Source organism: Streptomyces sp. NPDC025721 (assembly GCF_055558595.1).
Window position 1 is genome coordinate 1 of the sequence record NZ_JBVHMF010000045.1, and the last position, 13,509, is coordinate 13,509.

The 13,509-nt window shown below is 73.0% G+C and carries 9 protein-coding genes; 7 read left to right on the plus strand and 2 right to left on the minus strand.

From position 1 onward, the window contains the following. Window positions 1–215 precede the first annotated feature (215 nt). The 7 genes from pelF to ACZ4EF_RS35655 all read left to right on the plus strand — a co-directional run bounded on the left by pelF (window position 216) and on the right by ACZ4EF_RS35655 (window position 8,000). Entirely contained in the window at window positions 216–1,817 is a 1,602-nt protein-coding gene (gene pelF, locus ACZ4EF_RS35625; RefSeq protein ID WP_467508344.1) for a GT4 family glycosyltransferase PelF, read from the plus strand. Beyond that, the gene (locus ACZ4EF_RS35630; protein WP_467508346.1) at window positions 1,814–3,493 is read left to right on the plus strand and encodes a hypothetical protein; all 1,680 of its coding nucleotides are present in this window, start codon (window positions 1,814–1,816) and stop codon (window positions 3,491–3,493) included. Before pelF ends, ACZ4EF_RS35630 begins: the two co-directional genes overlap by 4 nt. 91 nt (window positions 3,494–3,584) lie before the next feature. After that, on the plus strand, window positions 3,585–4,586 hold the full coding sequence (locus ACZ4EF_RS35635; protein ID WP_391160661.1) for a GDP-mannose 4,6-dehydratase: 1,002 nt from the start codon (window positions 3,585–3,587) through the stop codon (window positions 4,584–4,586). A gap of 89 nt (window positions 4,587–4,675) precedes the next feature. Beyond that, window positions 4,676–5,389 carry a sugar phosphate nucleotidyltransferase gene (locus tag ACZ4EF_RS35640; RefSeq protein ID WP_355347729.1) on the plus strand — a complete coding sequence of 238 codons (714 nt, stop codon included), beginning with the start codon at window positions 4,676–4,678 and terminating at the stop codon, window positions 5,387–5,389. A 6-nt stretch (window positions 5,390–5,395) separates the two neighbouring features. Next, window positions 5,396–6,358, plus strand: coding sequence for an NAD-dependent epimerase/dehydratase family protein (locus ACZ4EF_RS35645; protein ID WP_467508348.1), 963 nt, complete (start codon window positions 5,396–5,398; stop codon window positions 6,356–6,358). After that, a complete protein-coding gene (locus tag ACZ4EF_RS35650) occupies window positions 6,355–7,041 on the plus strand; it encodes a spherulation-specific family 4 protein (protein WP_355347735.1) in 687 nt (228 codons plus the stop codon). Before ACZ4EF_RS35645 ends, ACZ4EF_RS35650 begins: the two co-directional genes overlap by 4 nt. Next, window positions 7,038–8,000, plus strand: coding sequence for an endo alpha-1,4 polygalactosaminidase (locus ACZ4EF_RS35655; protein WP_467508350.1), 963 nt, complete (start codon window positions 7,038–7,040; stop codon window positions 7,998–8,000). The genes ACZ4EF_RS35650 and ACZ4EF_RS35655 overlap by 4 nt, the downstream gene beginning before the upstream one ends. A gap of 18 nt (window positions 8,001–8,018) precedes the next feature. Here the strand turns inward: ACZ4EF_RS35655 and ACZ4EF_RS35660 are convergent, their stop codons facing one another. Both ACZ4EF_RS35660 and ACZ4EF_RS35665 read right to left on the minus strand, forming a co-directional pair. Beyond that, complete coding sequence (locus ACZ4EF_RS35660) at window positions 8,019–10,649, minus strand: glutaminase domain-containing protein (RefSeq protein WP_467508352.1); 2,631 nt, start codon at window positions 10,647–10,649, stop codon at window positions 8,019–8,021. 62 nt (window positions 10,650–10,711) lie between these two features. Continuing rightward, the gene (locus ACZ4EF_RS35665) at window positions 10,712–13,156 is read right to left on the minus strand and encodes a beta-L-arabinofuranosidase domain-containing protein (RefSeq protein WP_467508354.1); all 2,445 of its coding nucleotides are present in this window, start codon (window positions 13,154–13,156) and stop codon (window positions 10,712–10,714) included. Between the last annotated feature and the right edge of the window lie 353 nt (window positions 13,157–13,509).

Here is a 13,509-nt window from a genome sequence, read left to right on the forward strand (position 1 = left end):
ACGTATTGCCGGCTCCCCTCCCTCCTCCCCTCCCCCCCCCCCCCCCAAGCCCCCCCCCCCCCCCCCCCCCCCCCCCCCCCCCCCCCCCCCCCCCCCCCCCCCCCCGGTACCGGGGCGCCGCACGGTCACCGGCGCCCCGTGACACGAGAACGTCCAGGGGGGACACCATTTCCACGCACAGAATCTTCGGCGCACCGCCCTCGCGCACCGCGCGGGTGACATTGCTGACCGAGGGCACGTATCCGCACAGCCCCGGCGGGGTCAGCGTGTGGTGCGACCAATTGGTCCAGGGGATGCCGGACGTCGAATTCTCGGTGATCGCGGTGACGGGCACCGGCCGCGAGACCCCGGTCTGGCCGCTCCCGGCGCAGGTCACCGGGCTCGACGTGGTCCCGCTGTGGGGGCAGGCGCCGGAGGGCAGGGCGCCGCGCGGCCGGGACCGCCGCGCGTTCCTCGCGGTGTGGGAACGCTTTCTGCGGGCGCTGCTGCACGAGGACGGCGCGGACGAGCCGCCGGCCCGCGGCGGCCGGTCCGCGGCGCCCGACGAGGACTTCGGGCCCGCGCTGTACGCGCTCGCCGGGTGGGCGGGCATGGGCGCGCTGTCGGCCGGGCTGCGCTCGGAGGAGGCCGTGCGGACGCTGGTCCGGCTGTGGCGCCGCCCCGGCACGACCGTGTCGGCCGCGGTGCCGACCCAGGCCGACGCGCTCAGCGCCGTCGATCTGCTGGAGCACGCGCTGCGCCCGCTGGCCGTGGTACCGCCGCCGGGTCAGGTCGCGCACGCCGTCAGCGGCGGGCTGGCCACGCTGCCGGGACTGGTGGCGCACGAGCGGTACGACACTCCGCTGCTGCTCACCGAGCACGGCGTCTACCAGCGCGAACGCTATCTCGGCTACCGCACGGGCCCGTACCGCTGGCCGGTCAAGGCGCTGCTGCTCACCTTCTTCCGGCTGCTGTCGCGCGAGACGTACCGCAACAGCGCGCTGATCACGCCGGGCAACCGCTACAACCGGCGGTGGGAGGAGCACGGCGGCGCGGCGCCTGACCGGATTCGTACCGTCTACAACGGAGTCGATCCCGGGGCGTTCCCGATGGCCGGACCCGAGCCGGAGGTGCCGACGCTCACCTGGGCGGGGCGGATCGACCCGATCAAGGACCTGGAGACGCTGATCCGCGCCTTCGCGCTGGTCAGGGCCGAGATACCCGCCGCGCGGCTGCGGATCTTCGGCGGCACTCCGCGCGGCGGCGAGGCGTACCGCGAGCGGTGCGAGGCACTGGCGGCGACGGTCGGCGCGGCCGACGCGGTCACCTTCGAGGGCCGGGTGGACGACATCCGCACCGCGTACGCGGCCGGGCAGGTCGTGATGCTCTCCAGCATCAGCGAGGGCTTCCCCTTCACCCTCATCGAGGCGATGTCCTGCGGGCGGTGCACCGTGTCGACCGATGTCGGCGGGGTACGGGAGGCCGTGGGCGACACTGGTCTCGTCGTGCCGCCGCGCGATCCGAAGGCGATGGCGCGGGCCGCGGTCGAGCTGCTGCGCGATCCGGCGCGGCGCGCCTCGATGGGCTGGGAGGCGCGGCTGCGGGTCATCGACCAGTTCACGCTCCGTCAGACGATCGACGCCTTCCGGGGGATCTACACGGGACTGAGCCGGGTCGAGGACCGCGGCGCGCAGATCTACGGCGGTGTCACCTGGATGTCCCGTGTCTGGCGCGGGGGTTCAGCGGACGCCGAAGCTGATGGACTGTCAACAGCCCCTGCTGAGAACGCCGATGACGCGACAGTCGTCGGTGTGCGGGCTGTCGGGGACGGCCGGTGAGCGGGCCGATGTCCCTGCTCAGCAGGGTCGCGGGCGGCGGTATGGCCGCGCTGCCCGAGCTGCCGCGCCCGCGCCGGGTGCCGTCCTGGGCGGTCGGCGACCCGGTCGCGGAGCTGGCGGAGCGGCTGTCGGCGGCGTGCTCGGCGGCCGTGCATCCCGACGAGATCGCGGCGGTCCTGGAGTCCGAGGGGCTGACCGACGAGCAGATCACCGGCCGCTACGGGCACCCGGACCTGTTCTCGCTCGCGCGGGAGCTGTTCGAGACGGTGCCGCGGCGCTTCCCCGAACCCGAACCCGCCGACGACCCGTGGCAGGTCGACGTGTGGCGCTGCGTACTGCGGGGCCTGACCTTCGCGCTGCCCGGCGTCGCCTATGTGCTCGGCGGGCGCTGGGCGGGCGGCGACGACGGGCCGTTCGGGGTGTCCCGCGCGGTCGCCGCGTGGGGCGCGGCGGCGCTGTGCGGGTGGGGCTGGAACCAGGCGCTCGCGCACCGCGCGCACCTGCACCTGCTCGCCCAGCGACCGCGGGCCGCCGCGCGCTGCCTGGTCACCGGCGCGGCGGTCGGGGCCTGCCTGGCCGGCGCCGCCGCCGCGGCCGTCGCGGGCCCCGGCCATCTCTCCGCCCTCGCCTTCGCGGCCGGCCAGTCGGTGTACGTCGCGTCCGCGACCGTCCTGCTCGTGCTCGGCCGCGAGCGCTCCCTCCTCTACGTCCTGACGCCGCTCGCCGTCGCGGTCGCCTGCGGCGCCGGCGGCCTGCCGTCGCCCGCGGTCGCCGCCGTCCTGGTCGCCACCGCGGCGGCGGCCGGCGGGGCGGCCCTCGCCACCGCGCTGCGCACCGCCCTGACCGGCGAGCCGCCCGAGCGCGGGCCCGCCAAGCCGCCGCGCGCGCCCTGGCGCGAGCGTGTGCGCGCCGACCGCGGCGCCCAACTGCGCGCCCGCGCAAGCCGGTTCGTCCGCGGATCCGCCATGACGGGTACGGACACCCGCACCACACCCGGCCGGTTCGGCCGCAGGGCGGCCGGACCCGGCACGAGCACCCGCACCGGGCTCGTCTCCTCGCTCCGGACCCTGCCGGAGGCGGCCCGGCTGCTGTGGCGGGCCGACGACGGCGTCACCGACGCCAAGGGCCTGTCGCCGTATCTGTCACTGCCGCACGGGATGGCGGGGCTCGCGGGCGGCGCGCTGGTGGTCGCGGCGGCGCTCACCGGGGAGTTCGTGGCCGCCCTCACGGTGAGCATGGGCGTCGCCGAATGGCTGCTCTTCCGCTTCCGCAGCCGGTGTCTGACCGCCCTGCGCGGGACGACCGTGCACGAGCGGCTGCTCGCCAGGTCGTGGCGCGTGCTGGCGGGCTGTCTCGCGCTCTACGCCGTCGCGCTGGCCGCGCTCGCGGCCGTCGAGGCGGCGGTCGTGCCCGGCGCCGCCGCCTGGAACCCGGCGCACCTGTCGGTGCTGCTGGCCCTCGGCGGCACGCTGTGGCTGTCGCTGCTCCTCCAGTCCTGCGGCCGGGCGTGGACGGGGAGTTACGTGCTCGCCGCCGCCGTCCTGACGGCCGTCGCGCTGCTGGCGGCGCACACCGCGACGGCCGGGACCGTACTCGGCCTGGTCTGCGCGGGAGCCGCCGCCGTCCTGCTCACCGCGGCCTTCACGATGACCGGCCGCGTGACCACCCACCGCTGACCCCGCGTCCGCGGCGCGCACACCCGCGCCCCACACCACCGACCTCCGACCTCACCACTCCAACCGACCCTCCGCAGAAGGAGATTCATCCGTGTCCACCGAGACACCCGTCGCCGTCACCGGCGCGGAAGGCTTCATCGGCTCGCACCTGGTGGAGGCGCTGGTCGCCTCCGGGCGCCGCGTCCGCGCGATGGTGCAGTACAACTCGTTCTCGTCCCACGGCTGGCTCGAAGTGCTCGCGCCCGACGTGCTGGACCGGGTCGAGGTGGTCCTCGGCGACGTCCGCGACTCCGGTTCCGTACGGGATCTGGTCGCCGACAGCGACACCGTCTACCACCTGGCCGCGCTGATCGCGATCCCGTACTCGTACCGCGCGCCGCGCAGCTACGTGGACACCAATGTGTCCGGCACCCTCAACGTCCTCGAAGCCGTAAGGGAGTTCGGCGTCCCGCGGCTGGTGCACACCTCCACCAGCGAGACGTACGGCACCGCGCGGACCGTGCCGATCACCGAGGACCACCCGATCGTCACGCAGTCGCCGTACGCCGCGTCGAAGGCGGGCGGGGACCGGCTGGCGGACAGCTACCACGCCAGCTTCGAGACGCCGGTGGTGACACTGCGGCCGTTCAACACCTTCGGGCCGCGGCAGTCGATGCGCGCGGTGATCCCGACGGTGATCGGCCAGGTCGCGGCGGGCGAGCGGGAGGTGACGCTCGGGGACCTGCGGCCGACCAGGGACTTCAGCTACGTCAAGGACACCGCCGCGGCCTTCGTCGCGGTCGGCACCGCGCCCGCCGAGAAGGTGGTCGGCCGGACCTTCAACGCCGGTACGGGCGGCGAGATCTCGGTCGGCGACCTGGTGCGGCTGATCGGCAAGCTGATGGACACCGAGCTGCTGGTGCGCGAGGACGCGCAGCGGCTGCGGCCCGCCGGTTCCGAGGTCATGCGGCTGGTCTGCGACGCGACCCGGCTGCGCGAGGCCACCGGCTGGCGACCGGCCCACAGCCTGGAGGACGGGCTGGCGCACACCATCGACTTCTTCCGCGACCCGGCCCACCTGGCCCGTTACAAGACCACCGCGTACAACGTCTGACGCCGCCTCATCAGCGCCGCGCCGGGCACTTGTTGACCACTTTCATCGCAGCAGAGAACCGCTGACATCCAACCGCAGGGGGGACCACCATGCACGCAGTCATTCTCGCCGGGGGCAAAGGCGTGAGGCTCCGGCCGTACACCACCGCACTGCCCAAGCCACTGGTGCCGATCGGCGACAGCCACGCGATCCTGGAGATCGTGATGCGCCAGCTCGCGGGCTTCGGCTTCCGCCGCTGCACCATCGCCATCGGCCACCTCGGCAACATCATCCGCGCGTACGTCGGGGACGGCTCCCAGTGGGGCATCGAGGTCGACTACGTGACCGAGGACAGTCCGCTGGGCACGATGGGGCCGCTGCTCACGATGATCGACCAACTCCCCGAACACTTCCTGGTGATGAACGGCGACGTGCTCACCGACCTCGACTTCTCCGCCGTCCTCGACCAGCACCGGGGCACGGGCGCGCCGCTCACCATCGCCACCTACGCACGTACCGTGAACATCGACTTCGGGGTGCTCAGCACCGACGACGGGCGGGTGGTGGCCTTCACCGAGAAGCCGAGCATGGACTACCGGGTGTCGATGGGGGTGTACGGGGTCTCCCGGAGCACGCTCCTGCGCTACACCCCCGGTCTGCCGCTGGGCTTCGACGAGGTGGTGCTCGATCTGCTGGCCGCGGGTGCGCAGCCGCGGGCCTTCGACTTCGACGGCTACTGGCTCGACATCGGCCGCCCCGACGACTACGACCGGGCGAACGCCGAATTCAGCAGCCGTCGCGGCCTGTTGCTCAAGGGGGCGTGAGGGGACATGACGCGGACGCGGATTCTCGTACTGGGCTGTGGCGGTTTCCTGGGCTCCCGGGTGACCGCGCGGCTCCAGCGGACGCCCGGTGCGCGGATCCTGCGCGGCGGGCGGGGCGCGGGGGACGGCGCCAAGGGCGGTACGCGGGGCGGTCCGAAGGGCGGCGCCGGACTCGATCTGGCGGCCGACCTGGCGACCGTGCCGGTCGACGTCCTGGCCCGGCGGCTCGCCGCGCTGGCCCCCGACGCGGTGGTCGACTGCGCGGGCGTGGTGGCGGGCCGCGCCAGCACGCTGTGCGCGACCAACGCGCGGGGGCCGGCCGCGCTGTGCGAGGCGATGGCGCTCGCCACGCCGTCGGCGCGGCTGGTGCACCTGGGCTCGGCGGCCGAGTACGGACCGGCGGAGCCCGGCGCCGCACTGGCGGAGTCGGCGCCCGCCCGGCCGGAGGGCGTCTACGGGGCGGCCAAGCTCGCGGGCACCCTCGCCGTGACCGGCTCGGGCCTCGACGCGGTGGTGCTGCGGGTCTTCAACCCGGTCGGCGCGGGCTCGCCGACCTCCGGGCTGCCCGGCAGGCTGGCCGCCGCCTTCCGCGAGGCGCCGCGCGAAGGGGTGGTGCGCACCGGCAGTCTGGCCGCGTACCGCGACTTCGTCGCCGCGGACGACGTGGCGGACGCGGTGGCCCTCGCGGTGGCCGCGCCCGGCTCGGTGCCGCCCGTGGTCAACATCGGCTCGGGCGAGGCGACCCAAGTGCGCACGCTGGCGGCGGAGTTGGCCTCCGTCAGCGGCTTCACCGGCCGGCTGGAGGAGTCGGGGCGGGGCTCGGAGCGCTCGGCCGGGGTGTCCTGGCACCAGGCGGACATCACGCTCGCGGCGTACGCGCTGGGCTGGCAGCCCACGCGGACGCTGCGGGACGCGCTCACCGCCCTGTGGGCGGCGGTGCCGGGCGAGCCGGTCAGGATCTCATCGTGAGCCATGGCTCCCCCGCGCCCTCCGCGGGCTCGCTGCTCGTGCCGCTGTACGTCCACCCGGCGGTGGACCCGGCCGCGTGGCGGGCCCTGGAGGACGCGGCACCGGCCCTGTACGGGGTGGTGCTCAACGCCGCGGACGGTCCCGGCGACCGGCCGGACCCGGTGTACACGCTCGCCGCGCGGCGGCTGCGGGAGGCCGGGGCGCCGGTGCTCGGCTATGTCGACACCGACTACGCGGCCCGCCCGGCGCACACGGTCTACCGCGATCTGCGCAGGCACCGGGCCTGGTACGCCACCGACGGCGTGTTCTTCGACCGGGTGGCGTCCGACGCGCGGCGGATCCCGTACTACCGGTGGCTGGCCAGGACGGCCCGGCTCTGCGGGGCGCGGACGGTGGTGTTCAATCCAGGGGTGCACCCCGATCCCGGCTACGCCCGTCTCTGCGACCTGCTCGTGACCTTCGAGGGAACCTGGGACGACTACCAGGGCGCGGGCGTGCCGCGCTGGACGGCCGGGCATCCGGCCGAACGGTTCTGCCATCTGGTGTACGGGGTGCCCGACGGTCTCGCGGGGCGGGCGGCCCGGCTGGCGGCGCTGCGCGGTGCGGCCGTGCGCTGCGCGGTCCCCGGTCTGCCGCCCAATCCGTGGCGGACCGCGCCCGTCCCGATCGGAGGAAACGTATGACCGCCCGCCGTACGGCGCTGAATCTCACCGTGCGCACGGTGACCGCCGCCCTGCTGCTCGTGCTGGCGGCCTGCTCGTCGTCGGGTGACGGGGACGGTGGCGGAGGGGGAGGTACGGACGGCGGGGGCACGGCGGGCGGCAGTCCCTCGGCGACCGCGTCCGGGCCCGCGAAGGGCGCCGCGTCGAGCCCCGCCACGACCGGCCCGGCGAGCGCCCCGGAAGGTACGCACACGCACGCGGCGACCGGGCGGGGCGCGCCCGCGTACTGGCATCCGCGCGCCCGCACACCCTGGCAGTGGCAGCTCAGCGGCACGGTCGACACCTCGGTGGACGTACCGGTCTACGACATCGACGGCTTCGAGAACGGCGCCGAGGTGGTCAGGAAGCTGCACGCGGCCGGGCGCAAGGTGATCTGCTACATCAACGTCGGGGCGTGGGAGTCCTTCCGCCCCGACAGCGGGAAATTCCCCGCGTCGGTGCGCGGCGAGGGCGACGGCTGGGACGGCGAACGCTGGCTGGACATCCGCCGGGTGGACGTCCTGCGCCCGCTGATGGCCGCCCGCTTCGACATGTGCCGCGAGAAGGGCTTCGACGCGGTGGAGCCCGACCTGATGGACGGCTACGCGAACACCACGGGCTTTCCGCTGACGGCCGCTCAGCAGATCACGTACAACCGGATGATCGCCGACTTGGCGCACGAGCGTGGGCTGGCCGTCGGTCTGAAGAACGACGTCGGCCAGGTGGCCACGCTCGTGCGGTACTTCGACTTCGCGGTCAACGAGGAGTGCGCGCAGTACGACGAGTGTGCGCAAATGGCGCCTTTCATCGCGGCGGACAAGCCGGTCTTCCATGTCGAGTACAAGCTGAAGACCGGTCAGTTCTGCTCTCAGGCGAGGAAGTTGGGGCTCAGTTCGATGGTGAAGCACCTTTCGCTGGACGCGTGGCGCGATCCCTGCTGAGCGGTCGGGCGACGGCGCTCAGATCATCCGCCACAGGTGGTCGGCGCTGCCGTTGTCGGTCCACTGGGTGACCTGGGCGGCGTCGGCCTGCGACATTCCGTCGACCGCGAGGACCTTGCCCGAGCGGACGTTGACGATCTTCCTCCAGCCGTCGCCGTTGTCGACGATCCGCCACAGGTGGTCGGGCGTTCCGTTGTCCTGGTACTGCTGGACGTGGGCGCCGTCGTCGAGGCTCTGGTCGTGGACGGCGAGCGCTTTGCCGCTGTTGCGGTTGATGATGCGTACGGTGCCGTCGCCGTTGTCGAGCACGGTCCAGACGTGGTCGGCGGTGCCGTTGTCGGCGTACTGGGTGACCTCGGCGGTGTCGGCGCGGAACATGCCGGAGACGGCGAGCACCTTGCCGGAGTTGCGGTTCTGGATCCGGCACCACACCACGGTGGACGCGGCGGGTTTCAGGAGCAGGGCCAGCGCGCCGCCCACCACCGGGCGGGCCTGGAAGCCGCGTTGGGCGGCGCTGGCCACGGTGTACCAGTCGCTGAACGGGACGCGCTGTCCGGTGGTGTCGGCGTAGGCGTAGACGCCGTTGACGAGCAGGTCGCGGACGCCGGGCCGGTCGGCGAGCCAGGCCGCCGTCCACAGTTCCCAGTCGGCCTTGGTGTAGTCGTTGCGCGGGTCGAGTTCGATGCCGTAGGTGCCGGCGTGGGAGGCGTACCAGTTGGCCTCCTGTTCGGCGAAGCCGACCGGGACCAGGTCGAGGCCGAGCAGCCGGTCGGGGAAGCCGTTGTACTTCAGGCTCCAGGTGCCGTCCTGGTCGTAGGCCAGTTTGAGGTGGGTGCCGGAGGAGTCCTGGGCGAGGGTGGTCCACTGGCTGAGGTAGCCGCGGGAGACCGAGCGGTAGCGGGCGGCGTCCGCGGTGTTGCCGGTGGCGGCGGCGATGACGCCCATCGCGCCGATGCCGACCATGCCCTTGAGCGCGAGGTTCGCGCTGTGCGCGATGAAGCCGGTGAAGTCGTCGGTCTGGTTCTGGTAGCCGGGGTCGAGGGTGTTGGCGACCAGGTACTCGGCCCAGCGGCGCAGCACCGCGTAGTGGGCGGCGGCGTATGACGCGCCGTCAGCGGTGGGCAGCCGCTGGACGATCGCCGCGACCATGATGAGCATGTTCGCGGACTCCTCGACCGGCATGCTCTCCTCGTTGCCGTCGGCGCGGCCGAAGGCGTTGGGGTAGGTGCCGAGGTCGTGCGGTGCGAAGTCCTGTGACCAGCCGCCGTGTTCGACGTAGTGGAAGAGCGGTTCGAGCACCAGTCGCAGATAGGCCGGGGAGAGGTAGAGGTAGGCGGGGAAGGCGGGGTAGATCACGTCGACGGTGGACATGTCGCCGTTGGAGGAGATCTCCTTCAAGAACGCCCAGGGGCCGCCGTCGCGGTCGACCAGTTCGGTGCCCGCGACGGCCTGGCGCAGCGCGAGGGCGCAGACGGCGGCGTAGTGGTCGCCGGTGCTTCCTCCGCCGGCCGCGGTGACCGCGTCGTCGTGGATCTTCTGGTCGAGGGCGGTCGCGGCGGTCAGCGCGGCGCCGCGGTCGGCGTCGAACCAGTCCACCATCGCGGTCCAGGAGCTCCAGTAGTGCGTCCACCAGGGCTGGAGTTGTGCGCCGAGGTGGGTGACGGCGGGGGTTCGGACATGGCCGAGGACGACGGTGAACTCCGCCGACGGTGTACCGGAGTCGACGGTGCCGAAGTCCCGGTTGAGGCCGAGCACCGGCCATCGGTCGTTGATCGCGCGCGGCTTGGCGGTGTCCACCGAGCCGTCGAGCCGCCCGGTGCCCGCCGAGGCCGCGCGCACCACGGTGTCCTGGCCGATCTGATGGGTCACCGCGCCGCCGGTGGCGGTGGCCAGCACGAGCCGTCCCCAGGACGCCTGGTCGCCGCTCTCCTGAAGGACGCCCGGGGTGGCGGGTTCCGCGCTGAGCACGGTCATCCGGCCGGTGGTCGTGCGGTCCCACGTGATGGGCGTGGCGACGTTGTTGTGCACCCACTCGCCGGAGGCGTCGAGGTGGACGTCCACGGTGTGGGAGCGGCCGTCGTTGCTCGCGGCCCGCACGGTGACGTAGCTGAGCGGTACGCACTGGCGCTGGAGATCGCCGACGTCGACGGGTGAGAAGAAGGTGACGGTGAGCGTCACGCCGCCGCCGCTGAGCTGGTAGATCGAGCGGGTGGCGGTGAGTTGCAGCGACACCTGCTGCATGGTGGTGAGCGCGGGGCCGCCGGGCAGCGCGGGGTTGCCGAGGAAGACGTACGCCGCGCCGTCGATCCGGGCGAGGCCGCACAGCGCGGTGACGTGGCCGGTCCAGAAGGCGGGCCAGGTCCCCGCGAGGTTGTCGGCGGGCAGCCAGGTCGACAGGTACGGCGAGCGGACGGCCAGGGGTACGGCGGGCGGGCGCAGCGGGCTGAAGGTGGAGGCCGCCGCCTGGGCGGCGTGCGGGGCCGCGCCCGGAACGGCCGTCGCGGTGACGGCGTTCGCTGTGGCGGCTTGTGCGGGCACGGCGGCGAGCCAGCCGCCGGTGGCCGCGGCGGCGGTCAACGCGCCGCTCCAGCGCAGGAGTTCGCGGCGTCCGGGGCGGGCGTGCGGGGTCGCGGAGTCGTCGGGGGTCACGGGAGTCCGTCCTCAGAGGTGGGGGGAAGGAGAGCGGAGCGGGGGTGGGGGGAGCCGGGGGCTCAGCGCAGTTGCCACAGGTGGTCGGCGGTGCCGTTGTCGTCGTACTGCACGACCGGCGCGCTGTTGGCCGTCGACATCAGGTCGACGCCGAGCACCTTTCCCGAGTTCTTGTTGCGGATGCGGTACCAGCCGTCGCCGTTGGCCACGAGCTGCCACAGGTGGTCGGCGGTCCCGTTGTCGTCGAACTGCACCACCTGGGCGCTGTTCGCGGTCGACATCAGGTCCACGCCCAGCATCTTCTGCGAGTTGAGGTTGCGGATGCGGTACCAGCCGTCGCCGTTGTCGACGAGCTGCCACAGGTGGTCGGCGGTGCCGTTGTCGTCGAACTGCACGACGTGGGCGCTGTTCGCGGTCGACATCAGGTCGACGCCCATGACCTTGTTGGAGTTCTTGTTCCAGATCCTCAGGTAGTCGCCTGCCGGTGCCCACGGGGTGCCGTTGGGAGTGGCGGTGGGGAAGGCGGAGATCCGCAGCCGGGCGGCGCCCATCGGGATCAGCGTGACGGTCTCGACGGCCGCGGTGCTGCGGGCCGGGCTGGTCTGGAGCGGGTTGACGACCTGCTGTCCGTCCGCCTTCCACTCCGCGATACGGCGGGCGGGCACGGTGATCCGTACCGGCGTGCCGTCGTGCGTGAAGGGGTTGGCGGCCAGCGAGCCGCCCGACTTGGTGAAGGCCGGGGACCCGGAGTCGAGCGCGAGCCCGTAGTTCCAGGGTGTGGTGGCGTGCACCTCGTACTCGGGGAACTCGGCGTCGCCCGCGTACCGCACGTAGTTCTCACCGATGTTCAGCGCGTACGTGAGCGGTCCGTGGTCGACGGAGACGGCGCCGTGGTTGGCGGACCAGGTGCGGACGGTGGTCTGCTGCGGGAGCTGGACGGTGACGGTGTCCCCGCTGCTCCAGGTGCGGCTGATCTTGGTGAAGGCGGGTCCCGAAGGGGCGCTGACCGCTTGGCCGTTGACGGTGACGCGCGGGGCGGAGCACCAGCCGGGGACCCGCAGGTACAGCGGGAAGGCCAGGGCGCGCGGTGCGGTGATCTTGAGCGTGACCGTGTCCGCGAAGGGGTAGTCGGTGGTCTCGGTGATGGTGACCGAGGTGCCGTCGGCGACCTTGGCCGTGACGCTGCTCGGTGCGTACATCGCGGCGGCCAGGCCGTTGTCGGGGGTGGCGAGCCACAGCTCCTCGGTGAAGTACGGCCAGCCCATGCCGTAGTTGTGCGGGCAGCAGCGGTACTGGTCGACGCCCGGCTGGAAGGACTGCATGGCGAAGCCGTTCTGGAACTGCCCCTGCGTCTTCGGGGTGTTGTTCAGATCGACGCTGTTGGCGCTGGTGATGTAGTGCACGCCCTTGCCCGCCGGGTCGAGGGCCGCGGGCAGTGAGTTGAAGGCCAGGTCCTCGCAGCGGTCGGCCCACAGCGGGTCACCGGTGATCCGGGCCAGCAACTGGTGGCTGGCCATGAACTCCACGATGCCGCAGGTCTCGAAGCCCTGCCGGGGGTCGCCGAAGCCGGGTCTGGCGTTCTCGTCGCCCGCGAAGCCGCCGCCGGGGAACTGGCCGTAGGCGGACATCACCGCGGTGTAGTTCTGGTAGGCGGCCTGGGTGAGGGCGTTGGACGGCGAGCGGAGCGCGTACTGCGCCGGTTCCCTGAAGCCCTGGGCGATGTTGACGTTGTGCAGCGACGGGAGGTTGTTGACCCAGTTGGCGCCGCCCGCGTGGATCTTGTCGGCGAGGTCGAGCAGATGGCTCTCGCCGGTGCGGTTGTAGAGCCAGAAGACGCTGTCCAGGCCGTCGCCCCAACGCACCGACACCCAGCTCTGGTTGAAGGCGCCGGGGCCCTGGGCGTTCATGTAGCGGAAGAAGGCGGACAGCAGCGGGATGATCCTGGTGTCCCCGCTGTACTCCTGCCAGTTGCGCAGTGCCCAGGTCAGCGGGAGGAACGGCCAGAAGTCGGGGCCGCCGCCGAGCGAGGTGCGCAGGGCCGTCGGGCCGAAGAAGCCGTCGGACTGCCGGGTGGCCACGATGGCGTCGATCCAGCGGTGTACGGCGGCCAACGCGGTGGCGTCCTGGGTGAGCACGGCGAGGTCGACATAGCCGCGCAGCCAGTACGGCACTTCCTCCCAGCCGGCGCGGTCGGGGTGCGCCCAGCCGCTGTTGTCCATGGCGAGGAAGTGCGAGATGTCGGCGTACCGGCCGCACAGACCGGCGAGTTGGAGGCGCAGTTGGCCGTCGAGCCAGCCGCGCGCGGTGACGGCGCCGGGCGGCAGCCGCAGGAAGGCGGTGGGGGCCAGCGGTGCGGCGTTCGGCGCGTAGAGGCCGCCGCGGGCGGGGGCGACGCGGGCCGCGGCGGGGGTGGGGGCGGCCTGAGCGCCGCCCGCGAACCGCAGTTGGAGCCCTGCGGTGCCGGCGGCGAGTGCGGTGAGTGCGAACTGACGACGGTTCAGGGGCATGGGGGGTGGCTCCTGGTGGCTTCGGGTGGGGCGCTGCGGGGGCGCGAACCCTGGCGGCGACGGTCCTTCCAACGTTGGAAACGGCGGTGCCACCCGGAATGACAGCACGCAGGGATGGGCATGTCCAGAGCAGCGACAGAAGTTGTACGGGCCTGTCGGGGTTGTTGCCTGAGCACGGATCACAGCGGTGGGAAGCATTTTGGAAACATCGGGAACGACGGGTTGTCGAGGTGCCGCCGCGCGTATATAACGTTGTAAAGCCGAGGGAGGGAACGGGCGTTCCCACCCCCGGAGCGCCGCCATCTCCGCACGTCATACCGCCTCCTCGGGGAGCCCGGACCGGACCCCGGAAG

What these genes read in the sequence shown, in the direction of transcription:
- ACZ4EF_RS35640 (WP_355347729.1), top strand. Translation starts at nt 4,676, where the DNA reads ATGCACGCAGTCATTCTCGCCGGGGGCAAAGGCGTGAGGCTCCGGCCG.
- ACZ4EF_RS35665 (WP_467508354.1), bottom strand. Translation starts at nt 13,156, where the DNA reads ATGCCCCTGAACCGTCGTCAGTTCGCACTCACCGCACTCGCCGCCGGC.
- ACZ4EF_RS35655 (WP_467508350.1), top strand. Translation starts at nt 7,038, where the DNA reads ATGACCGCCCGCCGTACGGCGCTGAATCTCACCGTGCGCACGGTGACC.
- ACZ4EF_RS35645 (WP_467508348.1), top strand. Translation starts at nt 5,396, where the DNA reads ATGACGCGGACGCGGATTCTCGTACTGGGCTGTGGCGGTTTCCTGGGC.